The organism is Deltaproteobacteria bacterium, assembly GCA_020848905.1.
Lineage (GTDB): Bacteria > Myxococcota_A > Polyangia.
Genome location: JADLHG010000056.1, coordinates 173,389 through 189,965, shown reverse-complemented (window position 1 = coordinate 189,965; position 16,577 = coordinate 173,389). Strand labels below are relative to the sequence as shown.

Genomic DNA, 16,577 nt, shown 5'->3' with positions numbered 1-16,577 from the left:
TCGTGACCCGTATCACCATCGCGGATGGCAGCGCCGGCTACGATCGTAGAACCGTCGAGAGCCTCTGCCCAGCGCAGGGCACCTCTAGCCTAGGAGCAGGAGTCGCCAATGAAGAGATTCCGCCTCGCAACGATCTTATTGCTCGCCCTGACGGCCGGTCACGCGTCGGTCGCCGAAGCGCAGTACGCGGTCGGCCACCGCGTCTTCGGGGGTGGCACCGCCTTCGGCGGCGGCTACATGCGCAGCGACTTCCAGTTCCCGGGGATCGAGCCCGGCCGGTGGTTCCCGCTCTTGCCCACCATCGAGCTCAAGGTCTTTCTCGGCGACCTCGTGTCCATCGACCTGAGCGTGCCCGTGGTGAACATCGCCGCCTCGAACGCGCTGCAGAAGCACTTCTTCTTCACGGGGGAGGCCTTCGTCAACTTCCACCCGAACGCCCCGAGCACCTTCGAGCTCTTCGTGGCGCCCGGCGTGGGGCTCTCCTACGCCGCGTGGGAGTCCGACGACGGCAAGAGCAAGGAGAACGCCTGGGCCTTCCATATCCCCGTGCGGGTCGGGATGGAGTTCTCGAACGCGCGGCGCACCTTCTCTTTCACCACGGCCGTGCGCCCCTTCTTCTCGCTGGTCCATGGGGGCAGCGGCGGCAACAACGCGGGGGGCGGCGTCTTCCTGGAGCTCGGACTCAACGCCTACGCGGTGAAGTACACGGGCGACCGGTACTAACCCACTTCAGCCCCGCGAGAAGAACGCCTTCATGATGTGCCGCGCCACCGTCGGGTTCTCGCGCAGCCGGCGCATCGAGTAGGCGTACCAGTCGGCCCCGTACGGGACGTAGACGCGCAGCCGATGCCCCGCGCCGAGAAGCCGCGCCCGGAGCGACGGCGTCACGCCGAGGAGCATCTGGAACTCGTACTCCTCGCGCTTCAGGCCGAAGCGCTGGATCAGCTCCAGGCTGCGCTCCACCAGCACCTCGTCGTGGGTCGCGATCCCCACGTAGCAGCCGGCCGCGAAGAGCTGCTCGAGGCAGCGCACGAAGGCCTCGCGCACTTCGTCGTAACCCTGGAAGGCGAGGCTCTCCGGCTCGCGGTAGATCCCCTTGCAGAGGCGAACGTTCGCGCCTACCGGGGCCAGCGCCGCAATGTCCTCCGGCGTGCGCCGCAGCATGGCCTGCAGGACAACCCCCACGCTGCCGAGTTCTTGGCGCAGGCTGCCGTAGAGCCGCAGCGTCGCGTCGGTGCAGGTGTGGTCCTCCATGTCGATCCGCACGAAGCTGCCGAGCTCGGCGGCCCGGCGCACGAGTCGCCCCACCAGCTCCTCGGCCAGCGCCTCGTCGATCTTCAAGCCCAGCATCGTGGGTTTGATCGAGATGTTCGCCGCGAGCCGCTCGGCGCGGACCGTGTCGAGGACGCGGAGATACTCGTCCACGGCCGACTCGGCGCGATCCCGCTCGGTCACCTCCTCGCCGAGCACGTCCACCGTCGCCATCGCGCCTTCGCCGGCGAGGCCCCGGATGGCCTCCACGGCCTCGCCCAGGGTGGACCCCGCCACGTACCGCTGCGCCACGCGGCCCACGACGGCCTTTGGAACCACGGGGAGCGCGCGCACGACCATCCGATCGAAGATGCTCATTGAGGGATCCCGAAAGCTGTCTTTTCGCCTACCCGAAGATCGCCCGCACGGCGATGGATGGGATGTGTTTTAGGGACGGCTCCTGTTCGTATTCGAGGAGCTTGCGCCCCACCGCGAGCATCTGCTTGTGCGTGACGAACCAGGGCGGCTTGGGGAACATGCGGAACGGCCCACGCACCACCGTCTTCTCGGGCTTGTCGAAGAGGAAGGCGTTGTGCACCACCCCGATGCCGCTCTGGATGTCCTCCAGGGTGTGGCCCGGGTAGGCCCCCCAGGTGGTCGTCCCGAGCGCGTAGGCCATCGCCGGCCAGTGGTTCAGAGAGACCGTGCCGTACCGCAGGTCCGCGATCGCCTGATCCAGGGACTGCCCGAGGTAGCTTGCCGACGCCGGGTGGACGAGGATCTCGGCGTTCAACGTGCCCCACAGCCGCGTGTTGCAGAACTGCACGGCAGCCGCGAGAAACTCCGCCGCGTCGGCGCCGGGGAGTGTCGTCTCGGCCGTCACGCCGCAGAACGACTCGGTCGTGAAGCAGGCCTCGTCGGTGTTGTCCGCGCTGACGCCCGGGATGAGCGCCCACGGCAGCTCTCCCTGCCGGCGGGTGCCGAACTCCTCCGCCTGGGGGTGCGTCTTGACGAAGGCGTCGTAGCGCCCTTCGGCTCCCGGGTAATAGGCCCGGCGCTGCGGCAGCTCGCGCAACACCTTCCGCACGGCATCCAATAGCGCCCGCCGCTGGGGCCACTTCTCGTGGGTGACGATCACCTTGGCCGCGTTGCAGTTGAAACCCACGTTGTTCGTCATCTGCGTGACGATGTTCTCGGCCTGGAACTGCACCTCGGCGTCGCTCCAGAGGCCCGGCACGACGACGATCGGGCTCACGTTGCCGAGCTCGCTCGTGATGCGCCTCGCGTTCTGGGGCTGCTTGTTGCGCTTGCGGTCGGCTCCGGCCTTTCCCGTGCCGAAGACGATGGCGTCGTGCGTCTTGTCGCTGCCGGTGATGTGGATCTCGTCGATGCCCGGATGCGTGCAGAGGTACTCCCCCGCCTCGGGGCCCCCGTAGACCACGCGCACGAATCCCTGGCGCACGAGGGGCGCGAAGGCCTCCTCGATGAAGGGCCCGAGGTACTCGTTGACCGGGTTCATCTTCAGCAGACAGACCTGCCCCTCGACGAAGAGCTTGTGCACCACGTCGAGAGGCCCGATGGAGGCCACGTTCCCCGCGCCGAGCACCAGCGCCACCCGACCCACGGGCGTGCTCTGCCGGTAGAAGTGGGCCATGTGGTACGGCAGGCTGTCCGGCGTCACGCCGGGCTGCATCCACACCTCGGCCGAAAAGCCCGGGTACAAGAACTTCTCGAGGAGGTTCAGGGGGAAGACCTCCACCACCACCTGGCCCCCGGCCCGCGTCCGGATCCGCTTCTCGTCGAGGCGGGGGCGCCCGTAGCGCGCCACGTCCCGGAGCGTGCCGGCGAGGAGGCGCAGGTTGCGCACCGTCACCACGGGGCCGCCGAGGTAGTCCTCGCCCACGAGGGGCGACTCGGGAGAGAGGCCCTTGGCCTGCGCCGCGGCCGCCACCTGACGGTCGGCCACGGCCGCCGTGCCCCGGATCAGCTCCTCGAGGAGCTCGACCTTGCGATCCACGGAAACGCGCACCCACGCTTCCTTGTTCTGCTGGAGCGTGGCGATGGCTTGGTCGAGCGCTACCCTATCCATGAATCGTCCTCCACAGCCGCGAAGCCGGGCCTGATATTGTTCAGGCCTCTCGAGGCTGTCAAGGTGGGCCGGGCGCGAGACCGGCGATGGCCCGCCCGTGCACCATCGAGTATCTTCCGTCGGAGGAGCCGCATGCCCGTCAGCCTAGCCGTCGTGATGGACCCCATCTCGACCATCAAGGTCGTCAAGGACTCCACCTTCGCCATGCTCCTCGAGGCGCAGCGGCGCGGCTTCGCCCTCCACTACCTCGAGCAGCGGGACCTCTTCCTGCGCGACGGGCGCGCGTGGGGCGGCGCTCGGCCGCTCTCCGTGACGGATCGCGCGGAGCGGTGGTTCGAGCTCGGCCCCCCCGTGGAGCTGCCGCTCGGCACGCTGGACGCAATCCTGATGCGCAAGGATCCCCCGTTCGACCTGGAGTACGTGCACACCACGTACCTCCTCGAGCGCGCGGAGGCCGAGGGGGCGCTGGTGGTCAATCGCCCGCAGTCCCTGCGCGACGCCAACGAGAAGGTCTTCACGGCCTGGTTTCCCGAGTGCACGCCCCCCACCCTGCTCACGCGCTCCATGGCTCGCCTGCTCGCCTTCCTGGACGAGCAGGGGGAGATCGTGGTGAAGCCGCTGGACGTGATGGGGGGCAGCTCCATCTTCCGGCTGACCCGCGGGGAGATGAACGCCAAGGTCGTCTTCGAGGTCATGACGGCGCGCGAGACACGCTTCACCCTGGCCCAGCGCTTCCTGCCCGAGATCGTGGACGGAGACAAGCGCATCCTGGTGGTGAACGGGGAGCCCATCCCCTACTGCCTGGCCCGCATCCCCGCTCCCGGCGATTTCCGAGGGAACCTGGCCGCGGGAGCTCGGGGAGAGGGCCGCCCGCTCACCGACCGGGACCGCTGGCTCTGCGCCCAGGTCGGACCGGAGCTGGTGCGCCGGGGCCTCCTCTTCGTGGGCCTCGACGTGATCGGCGACTTCATCTCGGAGATCAACGTGACGAGCCCGACGGGGATCCGCGAGCTCGACGCCCGCTTCGGGCTCAACATCGCGGGCACCCTCCTCGACGCCGTGGAGACGCAACTCGCGGCCCGGCCGCGCTGACGGAACCACGCCGCGGCGCGCGCTCCCACCGCTCCCTACAAATTCGCGTCGTTCGCGGGCATGGAGTAAGCTGGAGGCCGTCGTAACACACCCGCCAAAGAGAGGTTTCTAGGGATGGCAACCTTCGTCTGGGAAGGCCGCACCCGAGCCGGCGAGTCGCGCAGTGGCACGATGGAAGCGGCCAACGATGCCGAGCTTCTGGCCACGCTCCGCTCCCAGAACATCACCGCGACCAAGGTCAAGAAGAAGGGCGCGGCGATCCAGATCCGCTTCGGCACCGGCGTCAAGCAAAAGGACGTGGTGGTCTTCGCGAGACAGCTCGCCACCATGATCGACGCCGGTCTTCCGCTCGTACAGGCGCTCGAGATCCTGGCGAACCAGTCCGACAGCAAGAACTTCGCCAAGGTGATTCGCGACGTGAAGGAGCGAGTCGAGGGGGGCGCCGCCTTCTCCGAAGCCCTGCGGGCGCATCCGAAGGTCTTCGACGACCTCTTCACCAACCTGGTCCAGGCCGGTGAGGTGGGCGGTATCCTCGACACGATCCTGGCCCGCCTCGCCACCTATATGGAGAAGGCGCTCAAGCTGAAGGCCAAGATCAAGGGCGCCATGGTCTACCCCATCGCCATCGGCTTCGTGGCCGTGGTGGTGGTGGTGGTGCTCCTCTGGAAGGTGATCCCGGTCTTCGAGGCCATGTTCAAGGACATGGGGGCCGGAGCGCTCCCGGGCGTCACGCAGTTCGTGATCGACCTGAGCCGGGGCTTCGTCAGCAACATGCACTACATCGCGATCGCCGCGGTGCTGTTCGTCGTAGGCATCACCTCCATCCTCCGCACTCGGAAGGGCAAGCGCACCTGGCACGCCATTCTGCTGAAATTACCCATCGTAGGGCCCGTGATCCGGAAGATCGTCGTGGCTCGCTTCACCCGCACCTTCGGCACGCTCATCTCCAGCGGCGTACCGATCCTCGACTCGATGGACATCGTGGCCAAGACCGCCGGCAACATGGTCGTCGAAGAGGCCATCCTGCACGTGAAGGAGAAGGTGGCCGAGGGTCGCGACCTGGCGACCCCCTTGATGCAGACCCGCGTCGTCCCGCCGATGGTCGTGCAGATGCTCGGCGTCGGCGAGCAGACCGGCGCGATGGATCAGATGCTGCAGAAGATCGCCGACTTCTACGAGGAGGAAGTGGACGTCGCGGTCTCCGCGCTGACCTCCCTGATGGAGCCGCTGATGATGGTCTTCCTCGGCGGCATCGTCGGTACGATCCTCATCGCCATGTACATGCCGATCTTCGAGCTCGCCGGCAGCATTCGCGCCGAGTAAGGCGCCCTCGCCCATGGGTCTCGCGCCCTCCTCCGACCTCACCCCACGGCCGCCCCCCTCGCGCCTGCGCCGTCGCCTGGCCTACATCATGTTGGTGCGGGTGGTCATCTTCACCCTGCTCCTGGCGGGCACCGTATCGGTGCACCTGGCCTGGGGGACACCCGAGGAGCTCGGTGGCCCGTACGTCACCGTGCTCTTCGTCTTCATCGCCGGCCTCTACCTGCTCAACATCAGCTACGCCCTGCTCCTCCGCCTGGTGCGGGACCTCAGACTTCTCGCGGCGGTCCAGATCGGCCTCGACCTGCTCACGAGCGCGGCCCTCGTGCACTACACGGGGAGCGCGGAGAGCGCCTTCGTCCTCCTTTTCCTGCTCAGTCCGGTGGCGGCGGCGGTGACGCTGGGGCGCCGCGCAGGGCTGGTGACCGCCGCGGCGGGCACCGCGTTCTTCGTCGCGGTGGTTCTCTCCGGGCACGCGGGGTGGCTGCCCCTCGTCCCCGGGCAGGCCCTCGACCCGAGCGCGATCACCCGCCAGAACCTGGTGCGGAGCCTCCTCACGAACGGCAGCGCCATGTTCGCCGTGGCCATCCTCGCCGGCTACCTGGCGGAACAGCTCCGGTCGGCCGACCTGCACGTCGAGCAGCAGCAGGCCCACATTCGGGACCTCGCCGCGCTGAACGCGGACGTGATCCGCTGCCTCACGAGCGGGCTCATCACGGTGAACGCCGACGGCACGATCCTTGGTCTCAACGAGGCCGCGACCGACATCCTCGCGCTCGACGGTCCGACGGTGACGGGCCGCCCCCTGGCGAAGGTGGTCCCGGAACTCGCGTCGCTCATCGCCGCCGGCGCTCTGGTCCGGCGCTCGGAGCTCGAGGTGGGGTGCGGCAATGACCTGCGCGTCCTCGGCGTATCCGTCTCTCCCCTCACCGACCGCTTCGACCAGCAGACCGGCTGGATCATCAACTTCCAGGACCTCACGACGCTGCGCCAGCTCGAACAGACGATGAAGCGCTCGGAGCACCTTGCCTCGCTCGGGCGCATGGCCGCGGCCGTGGCGCACGAGATCCGCAATCCCCTGGCGTCGATCTCCGGCTCGCTCGAGCTCTTGCGCTCGGAGCCCCACCTCGACACCGACAGCCGCACGCTGATGGATATCGCGCTCCGCGAGATCGAGCGGCTCGACAAGCTGATCGCTGACATGCTGAGCTACGCGCGTCCGCGCTCGCCGCAGGCCGAGCCCCTGGACCTGAACCGCGAGATCCACACCCTGGCCGGCGTCATCGGCGAGCTGATGTCGGGCGAGGACGTGCCGCGCGTGGTGGTCCGCGGTAACGACGAGCCGCTCTGGGTCTCGGCCGACCGGGACCAGCTCTCCGGCGTGCTCTGGAACCTCGTGCGGAACGCCTGGCAGGCCGGTGAGCGCCACGAGATCGAGGTGCTGGTCCGTCTGCGCGATGAGGAGACGGTGGCGCTCGCCGTGCGGGACCACGCCAAGGGGATCGCGCCCGAGAACCTCCCCCGCATCTTCGAGCCCTTCTTCACGACGAAGCCCAAGGGGACCGGCCTCGGCCTCGCGACGGTCCAGCGCGTGATCCAGGAACACGGCGGCACGATCGAGGTCGAGAGCACGGTGGGTCAGGGCACCACCTTCACCGTGCTCCTGCCGCGGGTCCCGGCGCCCGCGCCGTCGGAGTAGCCGCCGAAAGGCTCAGTCCGGCTTCCCGGCGCAGGTGTACCCCACCTTGAAGTCGTGCAGGATGGGGGCGCTCTTTCGATCGAGCGACTTGAGCGTGAACTCCACCTCGAGCATGGCCGACGGATTCGGGGAGACCGGCGTGGCGGAGGTGGCGTCGATGGCCGCAGGCGATCGATCGAACGGTCCGACCCAGCTGCCGAAGGTGGTCTCGCTGTCGGCCGTACGAACCCTGAGGAGCACCTGCGTCTGCGCCGGCGTGGTGGCGTTCCAGCGCACTTGCTTCCAGGTGGCCTTCTGGCTTCCCGTGGTGCACGGCTTGAGCAGGTAGCGATAGACCCCCTGCCCGCGCAGGACGCTGCGCAGGCCAAAGCCGGTGAAGTCGCTGTACGTGTACGGCGCATCGCCGACCACCACCGTGTTCGCCTGCGCTGTCGGCGGCAGGATCGGGTTTCCCTTCGCATCCACGTCGAGGCGCGACGCCACGTCCTTGCCCTTGCTGATCCCCCAGACGTGCCCCTTGAAGTCGACCCCGGCGCCGATGAGCTCGTCTCCGAACGTGGGCCAGTAGTCGGCGCTCCCGCTCAGGTCCTGCAGCCCCTCCCCGACATTCTGCGGGACGCGCCAGAGGTAGCCGTTGTTCGCCGCGACCCAGACAAACCCCCTGGTGTCGGCCGCGATGCCGCGCGTCTCTTTCAAGACCGGCGGCGCCTTCACCCCCGTCCAGCTCCCCTGTCCGAGCGACGTGAAGCTCGTGCGGTTCGGACGATAACGATAGATGCGTCCGCTCTCCCACCCCCCGAGCCACACCTGATCCTTGTCGTCGACCACGATGCCGTAGAAGCTCTGGCCGTCCCACGGGTGCTTGAGGAGCGTCGGCCCCATCTGGGTGGGGTTCAGCGTGTTGAAGTAGTGCAGCGTACCGTCGGTGGTGGAGGACCACAGCACGTGCCGCGAGTCCACGGCGCACCCGTAGACCTTGTGCCCCTTCGGCAGCTCGTAGGGCCCGGCGAGCTGCCCGGTCGCGCCGTGGATGCGGTAGAAGCGGTTCGCCTTGCGGGAGTTGGTCCCGACCCACGCGTGACTCGGCCCCGGGTCGATCCCCCCGTCGAGGCAGATCGAGCGCCCAGTGTCCTTCGCCTCGCCGTACGCCACGGTGAAGAGCAGGCACTCGTCGTCGTCCCCCAGAAACTCGGGCGGAAGGCCGGCCAGGGTCCCCTTGCAGACCGTGGCCCCGGTGTCCGGCTTGCCGTCCCCGTCGCAGTCGGTCGTGATGCGTTTGTCCCCGTCGCGGTCGGCCGAGGTATCGATCTTGCCGTTCTTGTTGCGGTCGATGCAGTCGGTCGGATCGTTGGCGATCTTCGTGGCCGAGGCCTGCCCCTCGAAGGCGCGGTTGGCCACCCAGACGTCGAAGTTGATGTCCACCGCGGTGCGCGACGGCTTGTGCTCGAAGGTCCCCCCGTGGTCGATGGCCTTGCCTCCCACGTCGACGCAGCCGGCGACCCCCGCCTTGCTCTTGCAGGTGACCGTATAGTAGCGAGCGACCTCCTTCAGCCCGACGGTATCGATCTTGGAGATCGTCCCCTCCGTCAGGTCGTCGGTGTTGGCGATCCACAGGTAGTTGCTCTCGACGCGGCTGCCGTCGAGCGTCAGGTCCCCCTTGTCGGTGAGGCCAACGCCGGTCGCCTCCTTGACGGCCGGATCCTTGGCGCGGTCGAGGGGAAATGGCGCATCTCCGACCGAGGCGCACCCCGGATCGCAGCTACCGCAGGCCGTCACGAGCCCTTCGTCGACCCGCCTGTCGCAGTTGTTGTCGACCCCGTCGCACACCTCGCGCGCTGCGGGATTGACCAGCGGATCGTCGTCGTTGCAGTCGGGGCCCGCGCGGCAACCGCGACCGTACCCGTCGCCGTCGCGGTCCTCGCCCCCGGGGCAGGCCAGAAGGACCCCCGCCTCGGCGAGACGGCCACCACCGTCGGTGTAGCTCACCACTCCGCCCTGGCAGCTGCAGCCGGTGGCCAGCAAGACCGCCAGAGTCACGACGAGGAACGACAGTGCGAGAGACGACCACCGGGAGCGCACGGCACACCTCCTGCTCCGCCGGGGACGAGCTGCGCGTCGGGTCCTGCCCTCGACCCCGGCGGCGCCATGCTAGTCACCAACGGGCCTAGATGGCCAGCCCCAAGCGACGGCGCGCCTCGTAGAGGTGCGGCGAGACGGAGAAGCGGAGCAGCTCCGCCCGCACTGCGGGTTTCGCCTGCTCCGCGACGAGGCGCTGAAGCGCGGCGCGAACGTCCCCGGCGAGGAGCAATCCCGCCCGCTCTGCGCTGCGCTGCGCCTGCGTGACCCACGCCGAGGCCGAGGTGAGCGGTGCGGCCGCGTAGGCGCGGGCCGGCTCCTCGAGCGTCTTGCGCACCCGGCGCGGGAGCACGCGACCGAGCGTGCGGAGGACCTCTTCGATCCCGTCCGGCGCCCCCTGCGACTCCGCGAAGCCCCGCACGTAGAGATCGGCCACCGCCGTGAGAAGCAGCTCCACCTTGCGCGGCGACAGGACGCGGAAGTACGCCGTGCGTGTGAGGATCTCCGCGAGGCCCCGCCCCACGGCGAAGCGGAGCTCGGCCGGGCTCGCCCGCGCCGCGAACCGTTCGTCCACCACGAGGCGGCACGGACTCCCGGGGAGCACCTCCACCACCTCGGAGCGCCCCTGCCCAAGGCAGGTCTGGAAGCGATCGACCCCCAGCACCTGACCGAGCAGCGTGCAGCGGGTGGCCAGCGCCTCCTCGGGGTCGAGCGGCATCACCCCGGTCTCGCTGACGCGCTCCAGGTCGGCGGGAAAGGTCTGCGGCAGGAAGTCCGCCACCGCGAGGAGCAGCTCGCGCGGAGCCTGCGGCTCGGCGGGGCTGGCCACGAGATGCCAGAAGCCGTGGATGCCGAGCGGAGTCGCGGCCGCCGACGGGAGCGCGGGCTCCATCGCCATCTCGGCCTGCGCAGCCATCTTGCGCTCGGCGTCGTCGCCCTCGCCAACAGCGCACACGGCCTGCGCGGCGCCGGCGGCGCGGTCCAGATCCCCCCGCCGCTCGTTCACGCGAAAGATGCCGCGGTACGCGTCCTGGTTGAAGGGATCTTGGTCGAGAACCCGCATGTACTCGGTGGTCGCCTCCCCGAGGTTGTCGCCCCAGAGGTGCAGTCCGGCCAGCTCAAGGCGCGCCTCGATCGAACGGGAGTCGCCCTGCAGCGCGCGACGGATCTCGATCTCCGCCTCGCTCGGCCTGAGGAGCCGGCCAGCCAGCACGCGGGCGCGCGCGAGGCGAACCGCGACCGCCCCGGGACTTCCCTCGGGGGGGAGGTTTCCGACCGCGTCTCCCAGCAGGTCCACCAGCCCCTCGAAGTCGCCACGCCGCTCGAAGTACTCCCGCACGCGGTCGATCCCCGCACCCGTCTCGACGAGCAGCCCCCCGGCGCGTCGCAGGCATTGATGCGCCGAATCCCGATCGCCGAGAGTCCGCGAATAGATCTCCGCCAGGTCCACGAGGCGGCTCACCCGCTCTCCCGCGGGACCCGTCCTGGCCAGCTCCCCGAGCACCTCGACGGTCCGTCCCCAATCGCCGCGGCGCTGGTAGATCAGGATGCAGCGCCGCAGGACCTCGCCGTCGCCGGGGAATTCCTGCACCAGCTCCTCGAGGACCGAGAGCGCGCCCTCCTCGTCACCGAGGCGCTCCTCGAGAATCGCAGAGCGACGGAGCTGCGCATCTCGCCGCGCCTCCGGCTGCTCGGAGCCGAGCCGCGCCAGCTGCTCGAGGTACTGCTCCGCCTCGCGCCAGCGGTGCTGACTCGCGCAGAGCTCGGAGATCTCGGCGAGCGCGGCGCGATGCTCGGGGTCGGCCGCGAGGAGGACGCGCAACACCTCGACGGCCGCCTCCTCGTCGCGGAGCGAGTCGCGATAGAGCGCCGCGAGCTGGAGCTGCAGCGGCGCGCGCGCCGACGACTCGACAGCCTCCAGGCGCCGACGGTAGAGGTCGACCAGCGCCGGGTAGTCCGCGGCGTCGGAGAGGATCTGCGCCAGCCGCCCGAAGGCCTGGGCGTTGGCGGGGTCGCCGGCGAAGACGCGTTCGAACGCGGCGCGAGCTCCCTCCACGTCGCCGAAGCGGTCGAGCAGGAGGTTCCCGGCCCGCGCCAGCGCCGAACGCGACGCCTCGGGGTTCGCGGCGAGATCGCCTTCGGTGAGCAGCAGCTGGGCGGCCTCCCCCCACTCCTCGAGCACCTCGTCGATGCGGCGCAGCAGGCGGATCGCCGGCAGGTAGGTCGGGGTCCCTTCGAGCCCACGCCGCAGGATCTCGGCCGCCTCGCGGTACTTCCCGCCGGCCAGGATGAAGGTCGCCGCCCGCACGCACAGCGCGGTGACCCAGTTGAGGTCGCCCCCAGCCCGGATCTGGCGCAGCGTGAGCGGCAGCAGCGCCTTGAAGTCGCCCCGGTTGTAGCCGAGTCGCTCGAGCGCGTTCAGCCCGTGGTAGTCCTGCGCGTCGCCGTCGAGAACGCGCTCGTAGATCGGCGCGGGGTCCCAGCGGTCGGCCAGATGTAGCTCCACGAGGGAGGCCCACTCCTTCAGCGCGGCCAGCGCGGCGTCGCGGTCGTGCGCGGAGCCGGCCACTCGCGCCAGCAGCGCGGCCAGCCGCACCCAGTTCCCGCGTCGGCGACAGAGCGCCGCGAGGCTGTGCAGCGCCTCGGGCTGGTCCTCTCCCGCCTTCAGCGCCGACTCGTAGGCCGCCATCGCGCCCGTCGCGTCGTCGCCCGGGCCCTCGAAGAGCGCGGCCAGCCGGAGGTAGGCGCGTACGCGCACGACGGGGTTGCTCGCCCCCTCCGCCTCGCGGATGTAGTGCGCCTCGAGAGCCCGCCGATCCTGCGCCGCGAGATAGAGGCGCTCGAGGCCGTGCCGCGCCGGCGTGTTGCCGGGGTCGAGCTCGAGCGCGCGATGGTAGTGCTGTTCGGCCTGCGACTGCTCCTTCAGCTGCTCCTCGCACACCTCGCCTGCGCGACAGAGCGATGCCGCCGCGCGCGCCGGCTCTTTCAGCCGCTCCGCCTGGGCGACGAGCAACGCCACGAGTCGCCCCCACGCCCCTTGCCGCCTTAGCAGCTCCTCCTGCGCGAGCATCGCCGGGGTGTAGCCCGCGTCGGCGGCGAGCGCCGCGTCGTAGGCTGCGCCGGCCTGGTCGAGGTCGCCGAGCTTGTCCTCGCAGAGCTGGCCGATCTCGAGCTGCAGCGGGGCGAGCTCCTCGCTCCCCACCACCGCGATCTCGGCCCGCAGGATCTGCACCAGGTCGTTCCAGCGCCCCGTCCGCTCGTAGCTGGCCTTGAGGCGTTCGAGCGTGGCGCGGTCTCCGGGCGCCGTCTCGAGGATCTGGCGGTAAACCTCCACCGCCTGCTCGGGCCGCCGGAGCGGTCCTTCGTAGAGCTCGCCGATGCGCCGCCTCAACTCGGTGCGCTCGCGCTCGTCCTCGGTGACGGCCGCCCACTCCTCGAGCGCCTGGCGCAGCTGCTCCACCCGGCCGGCCTCCTCGTAGAGCCGCGCCAGATAGACGAGCGTCTCCCTGTCGCCGGGACGCCGCTCGCGCAATCGCTCCAGCGTGACGATGGCCCGATCCCGGAGGCGCAGCTTCTCCTCGTAGATCGCCGCCGCGCCGCGCAGGAGACTGACCATCAGCGGCGGGTCCTGCGTCAGCTCGGCCTTGGCTTCGTAGAGCTCGGCCAGCGGCTGCCAGCGTTCCGACTGACGGTAGATCCGGTCGAGCGCACGAAACGCGTCGGGGGTCCCCGGCAGGAGGCGCCACGCGCGGTCGTAGAGCTCCACCGCACGCGGCACGTCCTTGAGTCGCTGTTCGCAGAGCGCCGCCGCCTTCAGGTACCCGTCGGCGCGGCGCCCGTTGTCGGCCACGCGCTCGGCGCGAAGCAGCTCGAGCTCGAGGAGCTCCTCCCACCGCTCGGCCTGCTGGTAGAGCGCCACGAGGGCGCGGATCGTCGCCTCGTGACCGGGCTGGTGCTTGAGCGCCTCCCGGTAGGCGTCCATCGCCTGGTCGGTGCGACCGAGCCAGTGCTGCAGCGTGCGACCGAGGCGATAGCAGAGCGTCGCCCGGTCCGCGGGGTCCCGCACCAATCGGAGCTGGCGACCGATGGCGGCCGCCTGTTCCTCGTGGCGCCCCATCCGCTCGTAGGTCTCGGCGAGCGATTGCAGCGGCAGCGGGTCGGCCGGCTTCAGCGCCGCCGCGGTCTCGAGCAGGGACGCCGCGCGAACGTCGTCGTGCAGGTGCGTCTCGGAGATGCGCGCCGAGCGGTAGAGGTCCGCGAACATCTCCTCGGGCTCGTGCTCGCGACCGGCCTCCTTGGCGAGCAGCTCGCTCAGCTCCTTCCACCGTCCATGCGCGAGGTAGAGCCGCCGCAGCGCCATGGCCGCCTTCTGGCTGGCCGGATCGAGCACGAGGGCGTGCGCGTAAAGCTCCTCGGCTTCCTTGGCGCGACCGAGGCGGAACTCCGAGAGCTCGGCCATCTCCACGGTCAAGCGGGCCCGCTCGGCCTCCTCGCTGGTGATGTTGGCGATCTGTCGCAGCGCCTCGAGGAGCTCCTCCCAGCGCTCGAGGCGCGAGTAGATGCCTCGCAGCGCCTCCACCGCGCGACGGCTCCGCGGGGAGAGAGCCACCGCCGCCTGCAACGCCTTGAGCGCACCTTCGGTGTCGGAGAGCCGGCTCGCGAGGAGCTCCGCCTGCTGCGTCAGGAGCGCGGCCCGCAGCTCCTCGCGGGGCGTCGCCTCCACCTCCGCCTCGAGAACCTGCAGGGCGTCCCGCCAGCGCGAACGCGCCTCGTGTCGCCGCCGGAGCGCGCGCAGCGCCGGGACGAAGCCGCGGTCGAGCTCGAAGGCTTCCCGGTACCGCCCCTCGGCGCGACCCACGTCGCGAAAGACCGTCTCCTCGAGGTGCCCGAGCTCGTAGAGCAAGACCGCGCGTCCTCGCTTGTCCTGCGGGTCGAGGTGGTCGAGCTCTTGCTCCATGAAGCCGTGGACCGAGGTGAAGAGCACGTCCACGTCGCCGACCAGCCCGAGCTGTCCGGGTTGCGACGGCTCGCTCGGGATGCCGGGACCGAGCTCGGCGGTGACGAGGAGGATGTCTTCCTCGCTGTCCAGCACCTCGGGGAGCACCGCGCGGGCGCCGCGAGCCCCCTCGCGAGGCGGCTCATCGACAGGGGTCGGCACTGCCGGCAGCGGACGGCTGCGGGTCTTCGACCGCTGCAGCGTGGGATCTTCCGCGCGCGCCGCCGGAGAGGGCGTCGACTGCGGCGGCGAGACGCGCAGCTCAGTGCTCCTGGCGCGCGGCAGGGGCTCTTCGTCGCCGCTAGAGGGCGGCGGCGTGCCGGGGGGCGACCTGAGCTCCGCGGTCTTGCTGCGCGGAGGCGGCGGGGGCGGCGGGCCGCGTCGCGGGGCGGGCGTAGACGGCGCGTTCGGTCCGGTGAAGGCATCGTCGGGGAGCGGCGGCATCCCCCCGAAGGCGTCCTTGGCGCGAGGTACGGGGGGCGGCCCGGCCCGACGATGCGGCTCGGCCGCGGGGCGGGGGGGCTCGACGGCGGGACGAGGTGACCTACGGTCCGCTGCGCCGACGGCTGGCCGCGGCTCGGTGCCACCGCGATGTCCCGCCCCTCCGCTCTTCTTCTCGTCGCTCACGACACTCCACTGTCGGTTGCCGACCCGGTCCTGTCAACGTGCCCGGGTCAGAAGCTCAGGACCAGGCCCGCGCTCAGGTCCACGTGCGCCGCGAAGTCCGGAATCATGAGCATGCCATTCAGATCCACCATCATTCCGACGGTGGGAGTGAACATCACGTTGAGCCCGCCGCCGAAGCCGAAGAGACCTACGCCCGCCACGCGCGCGTCCACGATGTCGTCGGGGGTGGTGGGGTCGCGGTCGTAGTCGCCGAGCGAGATGCGGTGCCGGATCTGCCCCCCTCCGGCCCCGAACGAGAGGTAGAACCGCGTCGAACCGTCGCCGAAGAAGCGCTTGGCGCGCGCCATGCCGAGCACGCTCACCGTGTTCGGCTCGGTCACCGTGTCACCGCTCAGCCCGTTCACGAGCTGCACCCGCACGAGGCCCGCGAGGTGCCAGTGACGCGTGAGGTGGATGCCGAGTTCCCCCATCAGGTGCAGAGGGGACATGGCGCCACCCGGCGTGACCTCGGCCGCTTCGAACTTCCCGCCCCGTCGCGGATGCAGGTGTTCCGACGACCCGCCGAACACGACGCCGAGGCCCGTACCGATCCCGACCGCGATGCTGACCAGCTTCTCGCGCTTCCTGGGCGGACGAGGGAGGTCGCGGTCCCCCGCGCCCACCGCGACGGTGTTCGGGCTCGCCGCAGTGCCGCTCCCCGCCAGGCGCTCCCCCGAGCCGTCCTGCGCCTCGAGGTAGTAGTGCAGCGACCGCCCCTGGACCAGGGCGGGGGGGATGAGGCCGCGGTAGGTCTCTCCGCCAATCGCCTCCATGACCTGCGAGCTGAATTCCGCGCGGCCGCTCCGGCGCACGAAGAGCACCACGCGCCGTGCCTTGAGGCTCCCGCCGACCGAGGCCGTGATGGAGAGCGACTGGCCTTCCCTGGCCTGGCTCACCGGAACGTGCTTGAAGTCCGCGGTGGCCGGAGCCGGCGCCGGCCCCGCCGCGTCCTTGGCGCTGTTGAACATCTCGTCGAGAGCAGGCGTCGCGCGCTTCGGGTCCAGCTTCACCTCGCGGTCCAGCTTGATCGCCTCGGTGAAGTACCGAATCGCGGTCAGCCGATCGTTCAGCCCGGCGCCGTAGACGATCCCCAGATTCAGGTAGGTGCTGACGAGCGCCTTGCCCGCCGTCAGTCCTCCCTCTTGCGCCGCCTTGAGGGCCGCGAGGAGCTGCGTCTTCGCCTCGTCGAACTCGAGGCCGTCGTAGCTCTCCATCGCCTTGGCGTTGAGCTGCTCCACCTTGGGTCCCACCTCGGCCCTCGCAGGGACCGGCGCGGCGAGGCCCAGCAGGAGGGCGGCGACGCCCACCCATCTCGGCAATCCAGACCATCTCAGCACGGACATGGCGATTCCTGGTATCTCCAGCGAAGCGGACGACTGCGCCGCACG

General features: G+C 70.2%; 9 protein-coding genes. 4 read left to right on the top strand and 5 right to left on the bottom strand.

Features of this window, described 5'->3' with window-relative positions; genetic code table 11:
- Positions 1 to 108 precede the first annotated feature (108 nt).
- Complete coding sequence (locus IT371_24200) at positions 109 to 723, top strand: hypothetical protein (GenBank protein MCC6750781.1); 615 nt, start codon at positions 109 to 111, stop codon at positions 721 to 723.
- Positions 724 to 729: 6 nt separating this feature from the next.
- Here the strand turns inward: IT371_24200 and IT371_24195 are convergent, their stop codons facing one another.
- Complete coding sequence (locus IT371_24195) at positions 730 to 1,629, bottom strand: proline dehydrogenase family protein (GenBank protein MCC6750780.1); 900 nt, start codon at positions 1,627 to 1,629, stop codon at positions 730 to 732.
- 28 nt (positions 1,630 to 1,657) lie between these two features.
- On the bottom strand, positions 1,658 to 3,340 hold the full coding sequence (locus IT371_24190) for an aldehyde dehydrogenase family protein (GenBank protein MCC6750779.1): 1,683 nt from the start codon (positions 3,338 to 3,340) through the stop codon (positions 1,658 to 1,660).
- A 132-nt stretch (positions 3,341 to 3,472) separates the two neighbouring features.
- Between IT371_24190 and gshB the strand changes: the two genes are divergently transcribed.
- The 3 genes from gshB (at position 3,473) to IT371_24175 (ending at position 7,451) form a co-directional block, all read left to right on the top strand.
- Positions 3,473 to 4,432 (top strand): glutathione synthase, encoded by a 960-nt coding sequence (gene gshB, locus IT371_24185; protein ID MCC6750778.1) that lies wholly within the window; start codon positions 3,473 to 3,475, stop codon positions 4,430 to 4,432.
- Positions 4,433 to 4,546: 114 nt separating this feature from the next.
- A complete protein-coding gene (locus IT371_24180; protein ID MCC6750777.1) occupies positions 4,547 to 5,755 on the top strand; it encodes a type II secretion system F family protein in 1,209 nt (402 codons plus the stop codon).
- Positions 5,756 to 5,768: 13 nt separating this feature from the next.
- Entirely contained in the window at positions 5,769 to 7,451 is a 1,683-nt protein-coding gene (locus IT371_24175; GenBank protein MCC6750776.1) for a PAS domain-containing protein, read from the top strand.
- 12 nt (positions 7,452 to 7,463) lie between these two features.
- Here IT371_24175 and IT371_24170 read toward each other — a convergent pair whose 3' ends face one another.
- From IT371_24170 to IT371_24160, 3 genes are all read right to left on the bottom strand, one after another.
- Positions 7,464 to 9,530, bottom strand: a complete 2,067-nt coding sequence (locus IT371_24170; GenBank protein ID MCC6750775.1) for a hypothetical protein — start codon at positions 9,528 to 9,530, stop codon at positions 7,464 to 7,466.
- Positions 9,531 to 9,615: 85 nt separating this feature from the next.
- Positions 9,616 to 14,967 carry a tetratricopeptide repeat protein gene (locus IT371_24165; protein ID MCC6750774.1) on the bottom strand — a complete coding sequence of 1,784 codons (5,352 nt, stop codon included), beginning with the start codon at positions 14,965 to 14,967 and terminating at the stop codon, positions 9,616 to 9,618.
- A gap of 230 nt (positions 14,968 to 15,197) precedes the next feature.
- The gene (locus IT371_24160) at positions 15,198 to 16,532 is read right to left on the bottom strand and encodes a tetratricopeptide repeat protein (protein ID MCC6750773.1); all 1,335 of its coding nucleotides are present in this window, start codon (positions 16,530 to 16,532) and stop codon (positions 15,198 to 15,200) included.
- Between the last annotated feature and the right edge of the window lie 45 nt (positions 16,533 to 16,577).

Coding starts and splice junctions, on each gene's coding strand:
- IT371_24165 (MCC6750774.1), bottom strand. CDS start 14,967: ATGCCGCCGCTCCCCGACGATGCCTTCACCGGACCGAACGCGCCGTCT.
- gshB (MCC6750778.1), top strand. CDS start 3,473: ATGCCCGTCAGCCTAGCCGTCGTGATGGACCCCATCTCGACCATCAAG.
- IT371_24160 (MCC6750773.1), bottom strand. CDS start 16,532: ATGTCCGTGCTGAGATGGTCTGGATTGCCGAGATGGGTGGGCGTCGCC.
- IT371_24200 (MCC6750781.1), top strand. CDS start 109: ATGAAGAGATTCCGCCTCGCAACGATCTTATTGCTCGCCCTGACGGCC.
- IT371_24195 (MCC6750780.1), bottom strand. CDS start 1,629: ATGAGCATCTTCGATCGGATGGTCGTGCGCGCGCTCCCCGTGGTTCCA.
- IT371_24190 (MCC6750779.1), bottom strand. CDS start 3,340: ATGGATAGGGTAGCGCTCGACCAAGCCATCGCCACGCTCCAGCAGAAC.
- IT371_24175 (MCC6750776.1), top strand. CDS start 5,769: ATGGGTCTCGCGCCCTCCTCCGACCTCACCCCACGGCCGCCCCCCTCG.
- IT371_24180 (MCC6750777.1), top strand. CDS start 4,547: ATGGCAACCTTCGTCTGGGAAGGCCGCACCCGAGCCGGCGAGTCGCGC.